Origin of the sequence: Vescimonas fastidiosa, from assembly GCF_018326305.1 — a bacterium.
GTDB lineage: Bacteria > Bacillota > Clostridia > Oscillospirales > Oscillospiraceae > Vescimonas > Vescimonas fastidiosa.
Genome location: NZ_AP023416.1, coordinates 96529 through 116780, shown reverse-complemented (window position 1 = coordinate 116780; position 20252 = coordinate 96529). Strand labels below are relative to the sequence as shown.

The window sequence follows — 20252 nt, the reverse complement described above, 5'->3', positions numbered from 1 at the left end:
TAGGGGCGGGATTTATCCCGCCCCTATATTTTTAAAATGTCACGATGTCCGCGCCGCCCAGGGCGGCGGCGTCCTCTCGGTCATGGGTCACGCACAAAATCGCGGCGGCCCCTCGGTGCCGGAGAATGTAGTCCGCCGTTTGCTGCCGGGCCTCGTCATCCAGTCCCTTGAAGGGCTCGTCCAGCAGCAGAAGGTCGGCGCCGAAGCAAACCGCCCGGGAAATAACCACCCGCCGCCGCATACCGCCGGAAAGCTCCCGGACCGGCTGGTCCAGGCTCCCCGCCAGCCCCAGCTCCTCCAGATGCCGGCGAATTTCGCCCTCGCCCAGAGCCTTGCCCGTGACCAGGCGGATATTGTCCACAGCGGAAAATCCGTCACACAGACGGTCCTCCTGAAACACATAGGCAATACGCTCCGGCAGGTCCGTAATTTGCCCGCTGTCGGGCGTCTCCAGCCCGGCGATGCACCGCAGCAGGGTGGTCTTGCCCCGGCCCGAGGGGGCCATAAGGCAGGCCGTCCCACCGCTCTCCAGAGTCAGAGACACATGATCCAAAACCATCTTGCCGTCAAAGGCTTTGCACAGATGCTGAATTTTCATGCCGGCACACCTCCTATCTGGCGAAGGATGCGCCGAAGCAGCCACAAAACCAGCTTTTCAAACCCGGCACTCAGGGCCACAATGACCACCGTCCAGGCCAGAAGGTCCGCGGTCATCAGGTAGATCTTCGCGTCATACAGCCGCTCCCCCAGGGAGCCGCCTACCACGCCGATGACCTCCGCCGCCACCCCGGCCTTCCAGCTCATGCCCAGGGATGTGGCGCAGCCTGCCAGCAAAAACGGCTCCACCGCCGGCAGGTAGATCATCCGCACCCGCCGCTTCCAGGGGACCCGGAACACCCGGGCCATCTCCAAAAGCTGCCTGTCTGCGCTGCGGATGCCCGCCAGCGCATTGGTGTAAAGCACCGGAAAAACCATGAGAAAGGAGATAAACAGCGACAGCTGGGAGGTTTGCAGCCATATCAGCGCTAAAATGATGAATGACGCCACCGGCACGGACTTAATGGCCAGCACATAGGGCCGCAGCAGGATTTCCAGCAGGGAAAACCGTCCTGCCCCGAAGGCCAGCACCGTGGCCGCCGCCAGCGCCAGGAGAAAGCCCCCGGCAATGCGCAGCAGACTAAAGCCGACGGTGCCCCAAAAATCCGCCGTGACCACCAGCGCACGCAGGCGTCCTGCCACCTGCAGGGGGGAGGGCAGCAGGATGGGGGCGTGGACCAGCAGCGCCGCCCCCTGCCACACGGCCAGGGCCAGCAGGGCGGCGAAAAGCTTTTGCAGCCGGGCTCGACTCATGCGCCCAGCCAGTAGAAGCCATCCGTGGGCATGGCGCCGCCTACGGACTCACTCTTCAGGTCATACAGGGTCTGGAGATAGCCGTTTACGGCGGTTTTCATCTCCTTGCCGGTGATGCAGACCAGGTTGCACCCGGGCAGGGCCTTCTCCGCCACGGCGGCGCTGACGATGCCCATTTTCTCTACCAAGGCAGCCGTCTCGGCGGCGTGGGTGTTGGCATAGTCGGTGCTGGCGGCGTACTCCTCCAGGAACTTAGCCACAGCCTGGGGATGCTCGTCGGCAAAGGCCTTGCGCACCAGCAGGCCCGCTGTGACCAGGCGGCTGTCAACGCCCAGCTTGTCCCACTGGGCGGAGAGGTCCAGGGACACCTGCAGACCCTCCAGCTTGCCCTGGGCCACGGTGACGAAGGGCTGGGGCAGCATGGCGATGGCGTGTTCCTCCTGGGCCATAAGGGCCACGATCTCCGAGGGCTCGCTCTTCCACTCCACGGTTACATCCCGGCCCAGGGTCAGTCCGTTTTGGGCCAGCAAATAGGTCAGAGCGTATTCCGGAGTGGCCCCCTTGCCGGTGGCGTAGAGGGTCTTACCGGCCAGGGACTTCACATCCGTCACGGTCTGGCCGCCCTTTTCCACAATGTACAGCACGCCCAAGGTGCTGGCGGCAATAAGCTCCACCTGGCCCTGGGTCTGGTTATAGAGAATGGCTCCCACATTGGCGGGCACGGCCAAAATGTCCAGCTCCCCCTTGATGAGCTGGGGGGTCAGCTCGCTGGCGGAGGCGGCCATGGTAAAGGCATAGGTGTTGGCGGTGAGGCCGTTTTCGGCGTCGTCCAGCAGCTTGGCCATGCCCATGGAGGTGGGACCCTTCAGGCCGCCCAGGCGAACATTCACGGACTGATAGTCCTCCTGACGGGGCTGCACGGTGCAGGCGGCCAGGCTCAGAACCAGCAGCAGGGCCAGGAGCAGGGAAGTGATCTTTTTCATAGCGGGATTCCTTTCTTTTGCCTTAGTTTTCTCCGGGGGTGATGACATGGGAATACTGGGTCTTGGCGCTGACCCCCTCCAGGCGGCCGATTTTACCGCTGAGGGCGGAGATGGCGTCCTGGGGCGCGTCCAGCACCACGGAGATGATGTTCACGCCCTTTTCCCGGTAGGGAAGTCCCATGCGGCCGATGATGTAGTGGCCGTACTGGTGCAGCAGCTCGTTCAGGGCCGCTACCGACGACTCCTGCGTTACGATGATGCCGATAAGGGCGACTCTGGTTTCCATGTGATTACCTCCCGGATGGATTTTTCGCGGCAAAAAAGCCGCATCGCTTCTTCGACGCGGCCAAAAGACCCACCGTGGGGTGGGCAATTCTCTCTATGGCGCATCTTCCGCCGCAAGAAAAGACTTTTGGCGTCAGGAGCTTGGCTGTATTGTAGGATAAAACCGGGCGGATGTCAAGGGCGGAGGGCCTTAAAGGCCCAACTGCTCCATGCAAAATGCTTTCGATGCGGGAATATCCGTGGTTGCCGTCTCCCAAATGATCTGGCGGTCCATCTTCCCGTAGCCGTGGGCGACCATGTTCCGCATGGCTTTCATGGGTCCCCACTGCACCCGGCTGGCCGTCTCCCGGCGGTACTCCTCGGACAGGCCGCCGCCCGGCTCGCCGATCTGCAAAAGGCAGAAGGACAGGGCGTGCTGAAAATCTTCGTCGCTGTCAAAGGCTTCAAAACCATTGCCAAACCGCCCAATGGCGTTTTCGATGGACACGCAGTATTCGTAAATATGCGTTAGTCTCTGCCTGTCAGCTTGCTGCATCATAAATTCGCACCCTCTCTTTCTGCACCGCGTCTCGAAACAGGGCATCGGACGCGCTTTGACTGCCCTGCTCCAGGGAGCTGACCGGGAGGAGGTCGATGCTCTTGCCCAGCGCCGATTCCAGGTCGCAGTAGACGCTGCCCAGGGCCAGCAGCGACCGAATGTTCGTGCCCGTCAGGTCCACCAGCAGGTCGATGTCGCTGTCGGCGTCCGCCTCGCCCCGGGCGTAGGAGCCGAAGACATACACGGCCCGCAGCCCATATTGCGCGGCGATGGGCGCAATGATCCGCCGCAAGTCGTCCATTGTGTAGACCATGCACATCCCTCCCGAAAGTTTTCTTACTTTTATTATACCCGTTTCGGTGCAAAATGCAAGGGCTGTGTTCCCACTGCAAAAAAGCCAAGCCCGGGGGCTTGGCTTTTTTCGCGAATTTTCTTAGTCCGGCCACCGCAAATGCTCCTGCGACGGAACAAACCAAAACTGGGTCATTTCCCTTGCAAAGGGGTCCATATAGTTGGAGGCGCGAGCGTTCATCTGCGCCTTTAGGGCTGTGGTGGCGGGATACTGGAACCAGGTGTGCTGGTGGGTGTAGTTAAAGTAGCTGATGATAGCATAAACACCCTTCGTATTGAACGCGGTGTAGGCCAGATACCCCCGCCGGTTTTCCCCCTCCCGGGGTAGGGAGAACCCGGCGTAAATGTCAGTTTTCGTTGTGCCCAGAGACATGAATCCTGTGTCCGTGCCAATGGCCTCGCCCAAGAAGTAGTAAGGGGCGGTGTAGGTCTGGCCGTCCCGGTCATAGAGCAGCCGCCCGGTGACATCGCCGCCCTTGACCCAGCCTTCGGGCCCGAGTTGATACAAGGGCCAGACTTGCAGACAGTCCGTGCCGAAGAATTCGGGGCCTGTCTCCCAGAGGAAATGGTGGAGGATGACCCAAGTCTCGTTCTCGCCGGGCACCTGCACGGCAATGCCGGTGATACGCAGACGCTTGTTGGAGGTTTTCTCGTGTCTCAGGGTCGGGCTGTAAACCTTGCTCTCCACATCCACCCGCAGGGCTCCGGCGCAGGCGGCCAGATCCTCCTCGGCCAGGTCGCTGAGAATGCTCTCCGGGAAGCCCAGGTCTAAAAGATCGGCCTTGATTTCCGCCGTTTTCGCCGTCTCAGCCTCCTCCAGTGGATGCCAGTCCATGGGGTGCTGGGCGCCGAAGAGGTACCCGGCGGCGCAGCCCAGCACCAGCGCTGCCGCCAGCAGGATCGCAAGCCATAGGTCCGGCACCCTCACCGGCGCCGGGTGCATAGTATACCCTGCCTCGCCCAGGGCTTTGGCGGTTTTGCGGATGCGACACAGGATGACAATGAAAATGACCATCAAAAGCAGCGGCAAGTAGAGCCCGGGGTACTCGATCAGCGCCAGTACATACATGACCGCATACCACACCAGCAGCGCCAGGACCCCGCCTGCCTTGGGCGGCAGGTTCGCCTTCCGCTGCACCGCCCGCAGCCCCAGCCACAGGCAGAATAGGCCCAGCAGCTGCGCCGCAAAGAAGACCTGAGCCAGAGTGGTGGTGACGCGCTCGGGAATGAAATCATCCCGGCAGGGGAAGGCGTTCAGAACGATGGTGGGGAAGAACTGGACGCAGCGCAGGAGCGTCAGCACGAAGCAGGCGGTGAAACAGCCGTTTTCCCGCCGCAGGGCCCGGAAGCCCAGCAGGCTCAGCACCATGCCCACGGTGGGCAGAATGTAGTTCAGCCCCCAAAAGTTCAGCGTCAGGGTACACAGGGCCATGCCGATGAGTACCCGGTTCACGGCCCGGCGGAAGGGATTCACTTTTTCCACCACCTCGTCCGGCGGCAGGGCGGAGAAGCTCTCGGCAAACAGCGTCTCCAGGTCGATCTCTTTGGGGGAATTTCCTCTCGGGTCAACCATGGTTCTCACCTCCCAGCATCTTGCGCAGCTGCTTTTTCAGCCGGTACAGCCGGCCCTCCACAGCCCGCTCTGTCATGCCCAGCTCGGCGGCGATTTGCGCCGTGGGCTGCAGGTAGTAGTATTTCCGGTAAAACAGCACCCGATCCCGAGCGTGCAGACGCTCTAAAGCGGCTTGCACGGCCTCCTGCCGTTCTTTTTGCAGCAGCGCCTCTTCCGGGGTGAGGGACGAGGCCGGGGTGTCTTGGGAAAGAACCTCTGCACCGCAGTGGCTTGGGCGGCCCGGCGGTGGTTGAGAGCCGTGTTGCGGGTGATGGCCGTCAGCCAGGCGTTCCAGCTGCCGCGCCGAGGGTCGAATTGGTCGATTTTCTCCCAGATGCGCAGCGTCACCTCGGACAGGCAGTCCTCCCGATCCTGGGGATTGGGTAAAATGGGCGCAATGATGTACCGCATCAGCGGCCCAAAGTGCAGCAGCAGGTCGGCCATGCCCGCTTCATCCCGATCTCGCAGCCGCCGAATCATATCCTGCTCCAAGCCCTCGCCTCCTCTCGGTGTTGGTTTCTACTCCATTATACACGATGAGACGGAAAAACCCACGGAAAATTTTGCCGAATATATTTTAAGGCCGCCCGGTGGGGCGGCCTAGGGAGAATTTTCTTTTTACCAGGGGATGCGGCCCTCCGGGAGCTGAGGGGGGAGCTTTCCCTGCTTTTGCAGGGCGGGAAGAATGGCCTGGAAAAGAAAGCCCAGAAGGAGAATCTGCAGGGGCAGGTACAGGGCGTTTTTCACGGCGCTGGTGGTCATATAGTACAGGTAGCCCTTGCTGTAAAGGATGGCGCTCCAGAGAGAGCCCAGAAGGACATTCTGAACATTGGTGATGAGCTTGGCCAGGATGATGCGCCGCCAGGTGATGCGGGTGCGATAGAAAAACAGGGCGTAGATCAGGCAGCCGGAGATGGTGGTGAGCATATAGCCGGGGAAGTAGGGGTAGCCGCCGGAGGAGAGGAAGAAGCTGAGGGTGTCCTCTGCTGCGCCGAAGAGAATCACCATCACCGGGCCGCAGACCAGGGAGCAAAGGGCTCGGGCCAGGAAGGTGACGCTGACGGAGAGGCCCTCCCCTACCCGGATGGTGCAGTGGCTGAGGACGATACAGGCGGCGATCATCAGGGCGGAAAAAACCAGGGAGCGGTAGTTTTTCATCTCCTGGGCGGCGGTGCGCCAGTAGGCGGGGGAAAATGGGGACTGAAAAATGGGCATAAAAATACCTCCTCTGTATTCATCGGCAGTCCGGAGTTTTGCCGGAACAGCCGCACAGAGGAGCAAGACGGCACGGAGCCGCCGGGCAGGGCACTATGCGGCAGCGGGATGCGGAAAATGCACTGCAGACGGTGGGCCGTCATTTCGTCCGCCGGACAACTCCCCGTCCCGGCGGCACTGGACACACATTTTCCTACTCTGCCTGATGTTGATGGGGACAGTATACACCCTTTGCCGGGGATTTGCAATGGGGTGCGGCGGGAAAATTGCGGCGGGGTAGAACCCCGCCCCTACGGACAGCGTTGCAAGGGGGGTAGGGGAGAGCGGAATCCCCCAGGCACGGCTTCGCCGTGCCAGCCCCCTTTAGGCAAGGGGGCCGAGGGGACGGGGTACGGATTGCCACAGCCAGTTTGCGAACTGGCCTCGCAATGACAGGTTACAAGGAGTGCAGTGGGGCGGGCCGATGTGGGCATCGGCCCCTACGGAAGTGTATCTTGCGGTGCGCAGGGGAGCCTTTTTTGTATAGAAAAAACGACCGTCCGGGTGGGACGGTCGTTTTTTATTGAGGATTTTACTCAGCCTTGGGAGCCTCGGGCGCGGCAGCCTGAGCGGCCTCAGCGGCAGCCTTGGCAGCAGCGGCCTTCTTCTCGGCGGCAGCCTTCTGCGCAGCCTTGAACTTCTCCTTCTCCTCGGGAGTGGGGATGGGCTCAATGGCGTTGCGGGGGCAGGCCTTGGCGCACATGGTGCAGTTCTTGCACTTGGAGTAGTCGATGACGGCCACATTGTTCACAACATGGATGGCATCGAACTTACAGGTGCGCTCGCACATGCCGCAGGCGATGCAGGAATTGGCGCAGACCTTGGTGACGGCGGGGCCCTTGTCCTTATTGGAGCAGTTGACAAACACCTTCTGCTTATAGGGGACCTCCACGATCAGGTGGTGGGGGCAAGCCTCACGGCAAGCGCCGCAGTTGGTGCACTTTTCCTTGTCCACCACGGCCACGCCGTTTTCCACATGGATGGCGTCGAACTTGCAGGCGGCTACGCAGGAGCCGAAGCCGAAGCAGCCGTAGCGGCAGGCCTTGGAGTTGCCGCCGCAGACCTTGGTGGCAGCCAGGCAGTCGGTAACGCCGCGATACTCAAAGTTATCCTTGGCATTGCAGCCGCCATTGCAGAGCACATGGGCGACCATCTTGTCGCCGGAGGGAGCCGCCATGCCCATGATGGCAGCAATCTTAGCAGCGCCCTCGGGACCGGCAGGAGCGCAGGCGGTAACGGGAGCCTTGCCGGCCAGAATGGCCTCGGCGCAGCCGCCGCAGCCGGGATAGCCGCAGCCGCCGCAGTTGGCGCCGGCCAGGGCTGCCTGAATCTCGGGCAGGCGGGGGTCTACTTCCACTTCAAAGACCTTAGCGGCCACGGCCAGGATCAGACCGAACACGATTGCAAGTACACCTAAAACGATGACTGCATACAAAATATTCATATTCTCTTTTCCTCCTTACCAGACCTTCAGGCCGCTGAAGCCCATGAACGCCAGGGCGATCAGGCCGGCAGTGACCAGAGCAATGGGGAAACCATCGAAGGCCTTGGGGTTCTCGCTGGAGACCTCCAGCTGCTCACGCACGGCGGCAAACAGGAAGATGGCCAGCAGGAAGCCCAGACCGCCGGTGATACCGTAGATCACGGACTCGATGAAGTTATAGTCGTTCTGCACATTCAGCAGAGCCACACCCAAAACGGCGCAGTTGGTGGTGATCAGGGGCAGGTAGACGCCCAGGGCGGTGTACAGGGTGGGGATGTTCTTCTTCAGGAACATTTCCACGAACTGCACCAGGCCCGCGATGACCAGGATGAAGGCCACGGTCTGCATATAGCCCAGGTCCAGCTTGTTGAGCAGGGAGTTCACCGGGTAGCACAGAGCGGAGGCCAGGCCCATAACGAAGGTCACGGCGGCGCCCATGCCCACGGCGGTGTCGATCTTCTTGGACACGCCCAAGAAGGGGCAGATACCCAGGAACTGGGCAAAGATAAAGTTATTGGTGAGAATAGCGCCAAGGGAGATGGCCAGCAAAGTTGTAAAACTCATAACTTACTTACCCTCCTTTTTCTTAGCACTCTTAGCCAGGGCCCACTGCATGAGAGCAATGAGGCAACCCAGGGTCAGGAAGCCGCCCACAGGCAGCGTGAGGACCTTGATGCCGAACTCCTCGGGGATAATGGTGATGCCGGGGGCCTTGCCCAGGGCGCCGCCGCCCAGAAGGCCGCCGCCGAACTTGCCGCTGCCCAGGAACTCACGGATAACGCACATGACGATCAGCACCAGCGTGTAGCCGATGCCCTGGCAGACGCCGTCCACAGCGGAGGCGCCGATGCCGTTCTTAGAGGCAAAGCCCTCTGCACGGCCCAGGATGATGCAGTTCACCACGATCAGGGGGATGAACACGCCCAGGGAGCTGGACAGCGCGGGAACGAAGGCCTTCAGCAGCAGGTCAACGCAGGTAACGAAGCCGGCGATGACCACGATGTAGCAGGCGATACGCACTTCGTTGGGAATGATCTTACGAAGCAGGGAAATGAAAATATTGGACAGGGTCAGGATGATCAGCACGCTGACGCCCATGCCCAGACCGTTGAAAAACGAGGTGGTGATGGCCATGGTGGAGCACATACCAAGCACCTGGACCAGAACGGGGTTCTGTGTAATGAGACCCTCTTTGAGTTGCTTACTGAAATTCATAAATCAGCTCCTCCTTTCTTAGCCCAAGAGGTCGGCAACAGCCAGGGCTGCGTTGGCGCCCATGGTGATGCCCTTGGTGGAGACGGTGGCACCGGAAATGGCGGTGATAGTGCTGCCCACATTCAGGGTGCCGGCACCGCTGAGACCCACGAACTGATCCAGAACGGGCACACCGGCGCTGTTGGGCTCATTGTCCACGACCTTGGTACCGATGCCGGAGGTCTCGGCATGGCTGACCACGGAGATACCCGTGATGGCCTTATTGGCATCCACGCCCACCATCATGACGATGGTGCCCTGGGAGCCGGAGGCGGAGACCTTCATCACATAGCCGGACTCGGCGCCGCCGTTGGTAACGGGATACAGCTCCGTCAGCTTGCCGCCATGCTGGGAGGCAGCGGCGACCATTTCATCGGTCACTTCCATTTTATCGCCGAACTCGCTGCCCTCGGGGGCCACGGCGCTCATGGCGATGCGGGTATTTTCGGCGTCGATCTCGGCGATCTTGTCCTTGGTGATGCTGTTAACAAAGCCCAGGAGGGCGGCAACCACCAAGGAGATGACCGTAAGAGTACCGGCGACCTTGAGGATAAACTTACCGGAAATCTTCATTACTTCGCCGCCTCCTTCTTTTCTTTCTTCAGCGCACCGTAGATGGTGGGACGGACATACTTATCCAGCAGCCAGGTGGTGCAGTTCATGATCATGATGGAGTAGCAAACGCCCTCGGGATAGGAGCCGAAGCGGCGGATGAACACGGTGATCAGGCCGCAGCCGATACCGAAGATGGCCTGACCCAGCTTGGTGACGGGGGAGGTGGCATAGTCGGTAGCCATGAAGATGGCACCCAGCATCAGGCCGCCGCCGAACACATTGTAAGCCATGTATTCCACGCCGCTGACACCGGTGGGAGCGGAGATGAGGGTGATGACGGCCACGGTGGCGATGAAGGCCACGGGGGTCTGCCAGGAGATGACCTTGCGCAGCAGCAGATAGATGCCGCCCAGCAGGAGCATCAGAGAGGAAACCTCACCCAGAGAGCCGCCGATGCGGCCGATGAACATATCGCCCAGGGTGTATGTACTGGTGAGGGTCTCCCAACCGGCGGCGTCCACACCCTTCATGAGCATCATGGGGGTGGCGGCGGTGACGATGTCGGCATTGCTGCCAACCACCAGAGCCTTCTCACCCACCTTGACCCAGTTGCCTGCCATGACGGAGGCATAGCTGGCCAGGAGGATCGCACGGCCCGCCAGAGCGGGGTTGAGGAAGTTGCAGCCGATACCGCCGTAGAGCTGCTTAACCAGCACGATGGAGAAGAACGCGCCGATAATAATCATCCAGTAGGGGATCTGCACGGGGCAGACAAAGGCCAGCAGGATACCGGTGACCACAGCGGACAGGTCGCCGATGGAGTTGGTCTTTTTCATGACCTTGCGGTACAGCCACTCCCAAACCACGCAGGCCGCCACGGACACCAGGGTGACCGTCAGCGCGCGCCAGCCGAACACATAGATGCCCATGATGAGAGCGGGCATGAGAGCGATGATCACATCCAGCATGATGGAGCGGGTGTCCTCATTGGAGCGGATATGAGGAGAGGAGGATGCGATGAGCTTCAAGCTTTTATAATCCGTCATTGCTTACGCCTCCTTCTTCTCTTCGGCTGCCTTTTTCTCGGCCTCGGCCTTTGCCTTGGCAGCCATTCTTGCGTTATTGACCTTCTGCTTGCCCATGCGGAACATATGGGTCAGGGGCAGACGGGCGGGGCAGGTGTAGGCGCAGGCACCGCACTCGATGCAGTCCATGCCGTGGTAGAAGTTCTGCCAGGTGTCCACATCGCCCTTTTCCAGATACTTATACATGAAGACGGGCTCCAGGCGCATGGGGCACACGCCCACGCACTTGCCGCAGCGGATGCACTGGGGCTCGGCCACATACTTCTCCTCGTCGCCGGCAAAGGCCAGCATGGCGCCGGTGCCCTTACCCACGGTGACATCCACATCGTACTGGGCAAGACCCATCATGGGGCCGCCCATAATCAGCTTGTAGGTGTCCTCCCGCAGGCCGCCGCAGGCGTCGAACAGGTCGGTAATGGGGGTGCCAATGGGGCACTCAATGTTCTTGGGCTCGATGACGCCGGAGCCGGAGACGGTGACGATCTTGCTCACCACGGGCATACCGGTGTAAACGGCCTTGTAAATAGAACAGGTGGTGTTCAGGTTAAAAATGCAGCAGCCGGCGTCAGCGGGGAGCTTGCCGGAGGGAACCTGCCGGCCGGAGATGGCCTGGCAGAGCTGCTTTTCAGCGCCCTGGGGGTAGCGGGTGTGCAGCACCTCCACCACCACGGGAGCCTTCAGCTCGGCGATGGTCTGGTTGAGCACATCGGCTGCGTTCTGCTTGTTGGCCTCCACGCCGATGTAGACCTTATCCACACCGAAGCACTTGGCCAAAAGGGTAGCGCCCTTGATGACCTGCTCGGGCCGCTCCAGCATGGTGCGGTGGTCGCCGGTGATGTAGGGCTCGCACTCGGCAGCGTTAATGAGGACATAGTCCACCTTGCCCAGGCCGGAGCTGATCTTCACATGAGTGGGGAAGGTCGCGCCGCCCTGGCCGACGATGCCGGCGTTCTTGACGATCTCTACCAGCTGCTCGGGAGTCAGGCTGTCGGGATCGGCTACGGGATGAATGTCGGGACACACGGTGTTCTGCTTATCGTTTTCAATGACCACGCTCATCATGGTGCCGCCCATAGAGAAGGGGCGGGGCTCCACGGCCTTTACAGTGCCGGAAACGCTGGCATGAATGGGTGCGGATACGAAACCGCCGGGCTCGCCGATCAGCTGGCCCACAGTCACCTTGTCGCCCACGGAAACCACGGGCTTACAAGGCGCACCGATGTGCATAGACATGGGGATGACCACCTCAGCCGGCGCTGCCAGCTGCTCGATGGCCTTTTCATTGGTTGCGGCCTTCATATCATTGGGATGAACGCCGCCAAAGAAAGCTTGTGCCATTGTCTTTCACCTCATCTTACTTCAGGGTGGCCCGATGCCACCCCATACTGAAAATAATATTACAACAAAATCGGCCCTTTGTCCACCCCTATCCTGTGGGATTTGGGGTAAATTTTGGAAAAGAATGTATAAAAATGACCCAATGACGCCGCCAAAGTCCCGAAAAAAGCCGGCGGAGGGGCATTCCGGCCTTGTGTTTTTCCGGGCTGCATGATAAAATAAAAATGTTAAAAACCCGGAGATTTTCCGGCAGGGAGGCTGCCGCTGGCGGGCGGCAAGCTCTGGGAGGCTTTTTGACACGCTATACCATATTATATTATATTGCAAAATTATACTGTGAAGGGTGTATTATTTATGTTAAACCGTATTGAACTGAAGCGGGGCGCAAAGGCCCTGACAAAATCCGCCCGGGTGTCGGCGTACAGGATCACGCTGATTTTTCTGCTGATCCAGGCGGCCCTGGCCCTGGCCGAGGACTATGTGGGCGCCAACGAGGGCGTATGGGTGCAGGTGGGAGACATGGAGATCCTGGTCAGATCCTCCTATCTTTTCTGCCACCCCGCTTTCCCTACGCCGGTGGTGCTGTTTGTGAGCGTTTTTGTGTGGCTGCTGGGCTGTGTGCTGGGCGCCGGATGGGTCCTCTACCACCTGGGGGTGCGCCGGGGCAAGGTAATGCCCTACGACACGCTGTTTGAGGGGTTCGGCTTTGCGGGGAAGATCATTTTACTGAATGTGCTGATAGGGGTGTTTGTGTTCCTGTGGGCCTGCCTGTTCATCGTGCCGGGCATCATCGCCGCCTACCGCTACCGCTTTGCCCTGTATAACCTCTGCGAAAACCCGGAGCTGGGGGTCATGGAGGCCCTGGCCATGAGCAAGGCCCAGACCAAGGGCTACAAGCTGGATCTGTTTGTGCTGGATGTGACCTTTTTGGGCTGGAGTCTCCTGTGCGCGCTGACGGCGGGCATCCTCACCATCTGGGTCGCCCCCTATGTGCAGCAGACGAACCTGGCCTACTTTGACGCTATCAAGGCCGAAAAGGGCATCGGAAGTCTGCCGGGGGAGGAGCCCGCGGAGGATGACACCTTCTATCCCGACGATAGATTTTGAGTGACTGAAAATTTTAGATTTTTCCGATAAATCCCACGGAGGTGTGACTATGGAGCGCATCAGCAAAGAGAACTATTATCTGGACATTGCCCAGACCGTTTTGGAGCGGGCCACCTGCCTGCGGCGCATTTACGGCGCCATCATTGTAAAGAATGATGAGATCATCTCCACCGGCTACAACGGCGCGCCCCGGGGGCGGCGCAACTGTGTGGACATGGGCTACTGCTCCCGAGAGGCCCTGCGGGTGCCCCGGGGCGAGCGGTATGAGCTGTGCCGCAGCGTCCACGCCGAGGCCAACGCCATTATCTCCGCCTCCCGGCGGGACATGGTGGGCGGCACCCTGTACCTGGTGGGCAAAAACGCGCAGACCGGCGAAATTTTGGGCGACGCTACCAGCTGCGCCATGTGTCGGCGTCTGGTCATCAACGCCGGTATTGCCCGGGTGGTGATCCGCAAGACGCCCACAGAGTTCGAGGTGGTGAATGTGGCGGACTGGGTGGCCGGCGACGACCTGCCGTTTGCGGAGAATATCGGGGGCTGACATGCCTGGCAAAAATTCCTGCGGAATTTTCTGCCAAAAGTTTTACAGTCTGCTGCGGGCGGCAAGCTCTGCGAGGCTTTTGTCCTTTTCCCCAGAGGCTCGGGGTTCTATACAAATGAATATTGAGGAGTGCGGTAAGAATGTTGAACGAAAGGAAAAGGGAAGCCTACTGCGCCATTTTGGCGGAGGAGCTTCGCCTGGCCACCGGGTGTACAGAGCCCATCGCCGTCGCGTATTGTGCTGCAAAGCTGCGCGAGGTGCTGGGCGGTAAACCGGAAAAAGTGCTGGCCGAGATCAGCGGAAACATCCTGAAAAATGTGAAATCCGTGGTGGTGCCCAACACGGGCGGACGGCGGGGCATTGAGGCCGCCATCGCCGTGGGCATCGTGGCCGGAGACGCCGACGCAGAGCTGCAGGTGCTGGCCAAGGCCACCGAGGAGGACGCGAAGCATATCCAGGAATATTTGGACACCACAGACATCACCGTTACCTGTCCGGAGACCCCCTGCCTGCTGGACATCCGGCTCGCGGGCTGGCTGGGTGGGCACAAGGCCGTGACTCGGGTGGCCAACAACCACACCAACCTGGTGTACATTGAAAAAGATGGCCGGGTGCTGCTGGAAAAGCCCGAGAGCGCCTCTGCCGAGGACAACCTCCAGGACAAGAGCGTCCTGAATGTGAAAGACATTCTTACCTTTATAGAAACCGTGGACATAGAACGGATACGGCCCTGCATCAGCCGGCAGCTGGCGTGCAACGGCGCCATTGCCGCCGAGGGGCTCCGGGATGATTGGGGCGCCAACATCGGCTCCACCTTGCTCTCCACAGGCAGCGGCATCGAGACTGAGGCCCGGGCCTGGGCTGCGGCGGGGTCCGATGCACGGATGAACGGGTGCGAGATGCCGGTGGTCATCTGTTCCGGCAGCGGCAACCAGGGCATCACTGCTTCGGTGCCTGTGTGGCGGTATGGCCTGTTTTTGGGCGCAGATGAAGAGAATATCCTCAGAGCCGTAGCCCTGTCCGACCTTATTACCATTCACCAAAAAACCGGTATCGGACGGCTCAGCGCCTACTGCGGCGCGGTGTCCGCCGGGGTGGGAGCAGGCTGTGGCATCGCCTGGCTCCGGGGCGCGGATTACGACGGCATCAGCCGCACCATCTGCAACGCCGTGGCCATGATCTCCGGGTGCATCTGTGACGGGGCCAAGGCCAGCTGTGCCAGCAAAATCGCCATGGCCGTGGATACGGGCATCCTGGGATACAACATGTACCTGGGCGGCAACAACTTCCGGTCCGGCGATGGCATAGAGGGCGCGGATGTGGAGGAAACTATCCGCAATGTAGGGGTTTTAGCCTCCAAGGGCATGCACGAGACGGACCGGGTGATTCTCAACATTATGACCGGGCGGTAAAAATACAGAAAAATCAGAGGCAGGCACGGCTATGCCATGTCTGCCTCTGATTTTTTGACGGCATTAGGGACGGGGACGGATTGCCACGGGTGCTGTGCCCCCTCGCAATGACATTGCGTTTTACGGAGGTGCAGTGTGCGGCGGCACACATGGGTGCCGCCCTACAGGGCATTTTTGTAGGGCAGGGCCCGCGTGCCCTGCCGGGGAGTGCAGGAAAACTTGATTCGGGCCGATGTAGGGAGCGAACTGAGCGCTGCCGGTGGCAGAGGAAGCGAAGTGAGCGAGTGGCCGCGGTCAAAATTTTAAGCGTCCGCCGTAAGGCAGCGCAAAAATTTTGGGCACCGCAACAGGGTCATCGGCCCCTACGGAAGCGTATCTCGGGGTGCGTAGGGGAGGGGCTCTCTTGCCCACCGCCGTGCCAGCCGACTGACGGGCACTGTCGTGCCCGCCAATCGGGGCACTTCCTCGAAACCGGCTCGCTTCATCCGCCACTGGCGGCGCTTCGCCGATTTCCCCTCCCGCGGGCGACCGCAAGGGTCGCCCCTACGGAGGGGCTACCGATAGGATTTCGTAGGGGGCGATGCCCACATCGCCCCACGTCCGTTACAAGGGGCGCGGAAGAGCGGGCGGGGTAGAACCCCGCCCCTACGGAGGGTTACAAGAGGTGCGGTGCGGTGAGGAATCCCCCAGTCACGACTTCGCCGTGCCAGCCCCCTTTAGGCAAGGGGGCCGAGGGGACGGGGACGGATTGCCACAGCCAGTGTGCGCACTGGCTTCGCAATGACAGTTTTTTGCAAGAAATGCGGTGGTTCGGGCCGATGTAGGCATCGGCCCCTACGGAGCGTAACAAGAGGTGCGGCGCAGAGAAGAATCCCCCAGTCACGGCTTCGCCGTGCCAGCCCCCTTTAGGCAAAGGGGCCGAAGGGACGGGGACGGATTGCCACAGCCAGTGTGCGCACTGGCTTCGCAATGACATTGCACAAGGATCACGGCGCTTGGCGGCGAAAAATCGCACAGGCGGGGCAAAGCCCCGCCTGTGCGCATAATTTGATGCGGTTTATATGGGCGGATCAGTCCAGACGCACGGCCGTACCGCTGGCGGTGACCATCAGCATGCCGTTATCGGCGCCCAGGACCTCATAGTCAATGTCCACACCCACCACGGCATCGGCGCCCAGCTGGGCCGCCCGCTGCTCCATTTCGTCCAGGGCCTGCTGGCGGGCGTTGATGAGCTCCTCCTCGTAGGTGCCGGAGCGGCCGCCGAAGAAGTTGCTGAGCCCGGCCACAAAGTCCTTGACGAAGTTCACACCGGCAATGACCTCACCGAAAACAACGCCCTTATATTCCGTGATACGGCGGCCCTCCACAGAGGGGGTAGTGGTTACGATCATGTGTTTTCCTCCCTATTATTTATACTCCGGGGCATCCGGGGTGCGGCGGTGCAGCAGGGGCTTGCCCTCGGCGTCCACCAGGACTGTCAGCCCACCGGAGCTGCCGCAGGCGTGATAGAGGTACTGCACGCCCGTCTGGGTGTCCACCCAAACCTCCGAGCTGGTGATGATCCCGCTTTCCTCCAGCACCTTTATGAAGCGGTCATTTTCCTTCTTGGCCATATGCTTTATGCCTCCGGCTTATCGTCCAGGATGGCCTTGGCACTGGCGGCGAGACCCGCCAGACCCTGAATTTCGCTGGGGATAATGAGCTTGGTGGCCTTGCCGTCGGCTACCTTTTCCAGGGCCTCCAGGGCCTTGAGCTTGATGACCTGGTCGTTGGGGGCGGCCTCGTTCAGCAGCTTCAGAGAATCCGCCATGGCCTGCTTCACCTTCAAAATGGCGGTGGCCTCGCCCTCGGCCTGCATGATACGGGCCTGCTTCTGGGCGTCGGCCTTCAGAATGGCGGACTGCTTCTCGCCCTCGGCCACCAGGATCTTGCTGGCCTTCTCACCCTCGGCCTGGAGAATGGATTCCCGGCGCTCACGCTCGGCCTTCATCTGCTTTTCCATGGCGTTCTGAATTTCCCGGGGCGGGAGGATGTTCTTCAGCTCCACCCGGTTGACCTTGATGCCCCAGGGGTCCGTGGCCTCGTCCAGAATGGAGCGCATTTTGGCGTTGATGGTGTCGCGGCTGGTGAGGCTCTGGTCCAGCTCCAGCTCACCGATGATATTACGCAGGGTGGTGGCGGTGAGATTCTCAATGGCGCTCATGGGATACTCCACGCCATAGGTGTAGAGCTTGGGGTCGGTGATCTGGAAATAGATGACGGTGTCGATCTGCATGGTGACATTGTCCTTGGTGATCACGGGCTGGGGATCGAAATCCGCCACCTGCTCCTTCAGGCTCACCTTTTTCACCACGCGCTCAATGAAGGGCACCTTCAGGTGCAGGCCCACGCCCCACACGGCGTGGAATGCGCCCAGGCGCTCCACCACATAGGCCTTGGACTGCTGGACGATCTGAATATTGCTGACGATAAGGATCAGAATCAGCACCACCAGGATCGCCAAAGCAACGGTTCCGATATTGATGTCTCCGAACATGTTTTTTCCTCCCTGTTCAATAATATAAAATGTTGTTTATTATAGCCGCTCCACGAACAGCTTTACGCCCTCCATACGAACGGTGCGCACCAGGGTACCCTCCGGCAGCGTTTCACCGGATTCGCTGCGGGCGGACCAGGTTTTGCCGTCTACATACACCGCCCCGGAGGGAACGGTGTTATCGATGGCTTCCGTGACCCGGGCCTCCTTGCCCAGCACCGCATCGGCATTGGTGGGGACGATGTTCTTGTCCATCATTTTGCGCACCAGGGGACGGGTGGCTATGAGCGCTGCAATGGACACGATGAAAAACAGCAGCACCTGCAGCCATATGGGTGCCTCGCAGATGGCGGCGATGAGCCCCGCTGCACTGCCCAGCACGAACCAGATAGACACCAGCCCCACCGTAACGGCCTCCACCACGCCAAAGACCACCATGGCGGCGATCCAAACGATCATTTCCATTTCCGCTTTTCCTCCTTTCAGACACAGGCCCATAAAGCCGGCCAGCAGCGCCACGCCCAGCAGGATGCCGGCGCTTAGCCACTTGTTCCGGGGGGACAGATTGCTCACAAAGGCGGCCACCGACGCCTTCAGCGGGACGGCGGGAGAAATTTCCCGGGAAATGGGCTCGTTATCCCCCTGCTCAAACAGGTCGTTCAGGGTTACATCGTAGCGCTGACAGATGTAGAGCAGCTTCTCCACCTCGGGATAGCCCTTGCCGCTTTCCCACTTGCTCACCGCCTGGCGCGAGACCCGAAGCTCCTCGGCAAACTGCTCCTGGGTCAGGCCGGACCGGCGGCGCAAGAGCTGCAGTTGTTCTCCAAAAGCCATATCTTTCCTCCCTCTGTGTGGTTCTATGGTAGCAAAAAAGCGGGGGCTTGTCTATCAACCTGGGGTTTCTTACAAGATTTTTTTGCGCAACTTGAATTTGCACACCTCGCTGTCGAAAATTCCTTCGGAATTTTCCGACAAAAGGCTTGCAGTCTGCTGCGCGCATAATTTTGAGCCCTTGGCTCAAAATTCCACACTGGCAGCCTGAGAAGTATTTTTCCCCACGCGCATGTCGCGGTGAAAAATGATCCCAATTTTTTGCGCCTGCGGGCGCAAACTCTGCGAGGCATTTGGGCCGCAGGGTTTACTTGCCTCTATTATACAGGATAACAGAGAGGAAAACCACTGTTTTTCTTGCACTTTTAGGATTTCTATTCTATACTGAGGAGAGAATGAAACCGATCTCGAGGAGAGCTTGTATGGCAACTTATATGATCCCCTGCCTGCTGGGGCTGGAAAAATTGGTGGGTGACGAGGTAAAACGGCTGGGCCTTAAAAATGTCCGGGTGGAGAACGGGCGTATTTTCTGCGACGGGACACCGGACGACTGCGCAAGGCTCAACATAAACCTCCGCTGCGGCGCGAGAGTGCTGCTGGTGCTGGGGGAATTCCCGGCTCGGAGCTTTGAGGAGCTTTTTCAGGGGGTGAAGGCCATTGCCTGGGAGGACTATATCCCCCGGGACGGGGCCTTCCCGGTGAAGGGCTACTCCATCACCAGTCAGCTCCATTCCGCTCCGGCCTGCCAGTCCATCGTGAAAAAGGCCATGGTGGAGCGGCTGAAGAGCCGGTACGGCCTGGAGCAGTTCCCGGAGACGGGAGTAAAGTACCAGGTGCGGTTCTCCATTTTCAAGGATCAGGTGGTCATCGGGCTGGACGGCTCCGGCGAAGGGCTTTACAAGCGGGGCTACCGGGCCGTGGGAGTGGAGGCACCCCTGCGGGAGACCCTGGCGGCGGCCATGGTGCTGCTGTCCCGTTATCGGGGGCGGGACCCCTTCTGCGACCCCTTCTGTGGCAGCGGGACCATTCCCATTGAGGCGGCCCTCATCGCCAAGAACCGGGCCCCGGGCCTGGACCGCAGCTTTGACGCCCAAAGGTGGGGCTTCCTGCCCCAAAGGGCCTGGCTCGATGCGGCGGAGGAGGCCATGGATAAGGAATTCAGCGGCGTATACGACATTTGGGGCGGGGACATCGACCCCCGGGCCATCGAAATTGCCCGGAGCAATGCCGTGAAGGCCGGGGTGGAGGACTGCGTCCGCTTCGAGGTGGCGGATATGAAGGACTTCCGCCGGGACAGCCAATACGGTCAGCTGGTGACCAATCCTCCCTACGGAGAGCGGCTCATGGACCGGGCGGAGGCGGAGGAGCTGTACCGGGAGCTGGGCCGGGTTTGGAGGCGTCTGCCCCAGGGCTGGCGGACCCTGGTGCTCAGCAGCCACACGGAGTTCGAGCGCACCTTTGGCCGCCCGGCGGACAAGAAGCGCAAGCTCTATAACGGGATGCTCAAATGCGATCTGTTTATGTACGGGAATGTGTGACTTTTGAGGGGCGCGGAGCGCCCTCGCAATAACACTGCTTTTGCAAGGGGCGCGGTACGGCGGGCCGATGTGGGCATCGGCCCCTACGGAAGCGTATCTTGCGGTGCGTAGGGGAGGGGCTTTCTTGCCCACCGTCGTGCCAACCGACTGACGGGCACTGTTGTGCCCGCCAATCGGGGCACTTCCTCGAAACCGGCTC

Annotated in this window: 24 protein-coding genes and 1 riboswitch; of the genes, 4 read left to right on the top strand and 20 right to left on the bottom strand. The window is 60.4% G+C overall.

Features of this window, described 5'->3' with window-relative positions; translation table 11 throughout:
• Positions 1–31: 31 nt before the first annotated feature.
• From KI236_RS07720 to rsxC, 16 genes are all read right to left on the bottom strand, one after another.
• Positions 32–598 carry an ATP-binding cassette domain-containing protein gene (locus tag KI236_RS07720; protein ID WP_212820843.1) on the bottom strand — a complete coding sequence of 189 codons (567 nt, stop codon included), beginning with the start codon at positions 596–598 and terminating at the stop codon, positions 32–34.
• Positions 595–1350 (bottom strand): ABC transporter permease, encoded by a 756-nt coding sequence (locus KI236_RS07715; protein WP_212820841.1) that lies wholly within the window; start codon positions 1348–1350, stop codon positions 595–597. The genes KI236_RS07720 and KI236_RS07715 overlap by 4 nt, the downstream gene beginning before the upstream one ends.
• Entirely contained in the window at positions 1347–2333 is a 987-nt protein-coding gene (locus tag KI236_RS07710) for an ABC transporter substrate-binding protein (RefSeq protein ID WP_212820839.1), read from the bottom strand. Before KI236_RS07710 ends, KI236_RS07715 begins: the two co-directional genes overlap by 4 nt.
• A gap of 22 nt (positions 2334–2355) precedes the next feature.
• Positions 2356–2619 (bottom strand): TM1266 family iron-only hydrogenase system putative regulator, encoded by a 264-nt coding sequence (locus KI236_RS07705; RefSeq protein WP_212820837.1) that lies wholly within the window; start codon positions 2617–2619, stop codon positions 2356–2358.
• 189 nt (positions 2620–2808) lie between these two features.
• On the bottom strand, positions 2809–3156 hold the full coding sequence (locus KI236_RS07700; protein WP_228738126.1) for a HepT-like ribonuclease domain-containing protein: 348 nt from the start codon (positions 3154–3156) through the stop codon (positions 2809–2811).
• Positions 3140–3469 (bottom strand): nucleotidyltransferase family protein, encoded by a 330-nt coding sequence (locus KI236_RS07695; protein WP_212820835.1) that lies wholly within the window; start codon positions 3467–3469, stop codon positions 3140–3142. The genes KI236_RS07700 and KI236_RS07695 overlap by 17 nt, the downstream gene beginning before the upstream one ends.
• Positions 3470–3589: 120 nt before the next feature.
• A complete protein-coding gene (locus KI236_RS07690) occupies positions 3590–5080 on the bottom strand; it encodes a hypothetical protein (RefSeq protein ID WP_212820833.1) in 1491 nt (496 codons plus the stop codon).
• Entirely contained in the window at positions 5073–5258 is a 186-nt protein-coding gene (locus tag KI236_RS07685) for a sigma-70 family RNA polymerase sigma factor (RefSeq protein ID WP_212820831.1), read from the bottom strand. The genes KI236_RS07690 and KI236_RS07685 overlap by 8 nt, the downstream gene beginning before the upstream one ends.
• Positions 5243–5611 carry an RNA polymerase sigma factor gene (locus KI236_RS07680; RefSeq protein WP_212820829.1) on the bottom strand — a complete coding sequence of 123 codons (369 nt, stop codon included), beginning with the start codon at positions 5609–5611 and terminating at the stop codon, positions 5243–5245. Before KI236_RS07680 ends, KI236_RS07685 begins: the two co-directional genes overlap by 16 nt.
• A gap of 126 nt (positions 5612–5737) precedes the next feature.
• Positions 5738–6334, bottom strand: a complete 597-nt coding sequence (locus KI236_RS07675) for a folate family ECF transporter S component (protein WP_212820827.1) — start codon at positions 6332–6334, stop codon at positions 5738–5740.
• 99 nt (positions 6335–6433) lie between these two features.
• A riboswitch (THF riboswitch) is annotated at positions 6434–6537 on the bottom strand.
• A gap of 368 nt (positions 6538–6905) precedes the next feature.
• Positions 6906–7817 (bottom strand): RnfABCDGE type electron transport complex subunit B, encoded by a 912-nt coding sequence (locus KI236_RS07670; protein WP_212820825.1) that lies wholly within the window; start codon positions 7815–7817, stop codon positions 6906–6908.
• Positions 7818–7832: 15 nt separating this feature from the next.
• Entirely contained in the window at positions 7833–8420 is a 588-nt protein-coding gene (locus KI236_RS07665) for an electron transport complex protein RnfA (RefSeq protein WP_212820824.1), read from the bottom strand.
• Between the two features lie 3 nt (positions 8421–8423).
• Positions 8424–9071: an electron transport complex subunit RsxE gene (gene rsxE, locus KI236_RS07660; protein ID WP_212820822.1), complete on the bottom strand. Its 648-nt coding sequence runs from the start codon at positions 9069–9071 to the stop codon at positions 8424–8426.
• An 18-nt stretch (positions 9072–9089) separates the two neighbouring features.
• Positions 9090–9683 (bottom strand): FMN-binding protein, encoded by a 594-nt coding sequence (locus tag KI236_RS07655; protein ID WP_228738125.1) that lies wholly within the window; start codon positions 9681–9683, stop codon positions 9090–9092.
• Positions 9683–10711 (bottom strand): RnfABCDGE type electron transport complex subunit D, encoded by a 1029-nt coding sequence (locus tag KI236_RS07650; RefSeq protein ID WP_212820820.1) that lies wholly within the window; start codon positions 10709–10711, stop codon positions 9683–9685. Before KI236_RS07650 ends, KI236_RS07655 begins: the two co-directional genes overlap by 1 nt.
• Positions 10712–10714: 3 nt before the next feature.
• The gene (rsxC, locus tag KI236_RS07645; RefSeq protein ID WP_212820818.1) at positions 10715–12088 is read right to left on the bottom strand and encodes an electron transport complex subunit RsxC; all 1374 of its coding nucleotides are present in this window, start codon (positions 12086–12088) and stop codon (positions 10715–10717) included.
• Positions 12089–12442: 354 nt separating this feature from the next.
• Here rsxC and KI236_RS07640 point away from each other — a divergent pair, with 354 nt between their 5' ends.
• From KI236_RS07640 to KI236_RS07630, 3 genes are all read left to right on the top strand, one after another.
• Entirely contained in the window at positions 12443–13195 is a 753-nt protein-coding gene (locus KI236_RS07640) for a DUF975 family protein (protein WP_212820816.1), read from the top strand.
• A gap of 49 nt (positions 13196–13244) precedes the next feature.
• Positions 13245–13736: a deoxycytidylate deaminase gene (locus KI236_RS07635; RefSeq protein ID WP_212820814.1), complete on the top strand. Its 492-nt coding sequence runs from the start codon at positions 13245–13247 to the stop codon at positions 13734–13736.
• Positions 13737–13876: 140 nt separating this feature from the next.
• Entirely contained in the window at positions 13877–15148 is a 1272-nt protein-coding gene (locus tag KI236_RS07630) for an L-cysteine desulfidase family protein (protein ID WP_212820812.1), read from the top strand.
• A gap of 1070 nt (positions 15149–16218) precedes the next feature.
• Here KI236_RS07630 and KI236_RS07625 read toward each other — a convergent pair.
• From KI236_RS07625 to KI236_RS07610, 4 genes are read right to left on the bottom strand one after another with little or no spacing between them, the layout of a single operon-like run.
• Positions 16219–16539, bottom strand: coding sequence for a putative heavy metal-binding protein (locus KI236_RS07625; protein WP_212820810.1), 321 nt, complete (start codon positions 16537–16539; stop codon positions 16219–16221).
• 15 nt (positions 16540–16554) lie between these two features.
• Positions 16555–16761, bottom strand: a complete 207-nt coding sequence (locus KI236_RS07620) for a DUF6440 family protein (protein ID WP_212820808.1) — start codon at positions 16759–16761, stop codon at positions 16555–16557.
• Between the two features lie 5 nt (positions 16762–16766).
• Positions 16767–17684 (bottom strand): SPFH domain-containing protein, encoded by a 918-nt coding sequence (locus KI236_RS07615; protein ID WP_212820806.1) that lies wholly within the window; start codon positions 17682–17684, stop codon positions 16767–16769.
• A 39-nt stretch (positions 17685–17723) separates the two neighbouring features.
• On the bottom strand, positions 17724–18518 hold the full coding sequence (locus KI236_RS07610; protein WP_212820804.1) for an NfeD family protein: 795 nt from the start codon (positions 18516–18518) through the stop codon (positions 17724–17726).
• Positions 18519–18937: 419 nt separating this feature from the next.
• Between KI236_RS07610 and KI236_RS07605 the strand changes: the two genes are divergently transcribed.
• Complete coding sequence (locus KI236_RS07605; protein WP_212820802.1) at positions 18938–20053, top strand: THUMP domain-containing class I SAM-dependent RNA methyltransferase; 1116 nt, start codon at positions 18938–18940, stop codon at positions 20051–20053.
• Positions 20054–20252: the final 199 nt, after the last annotated feature.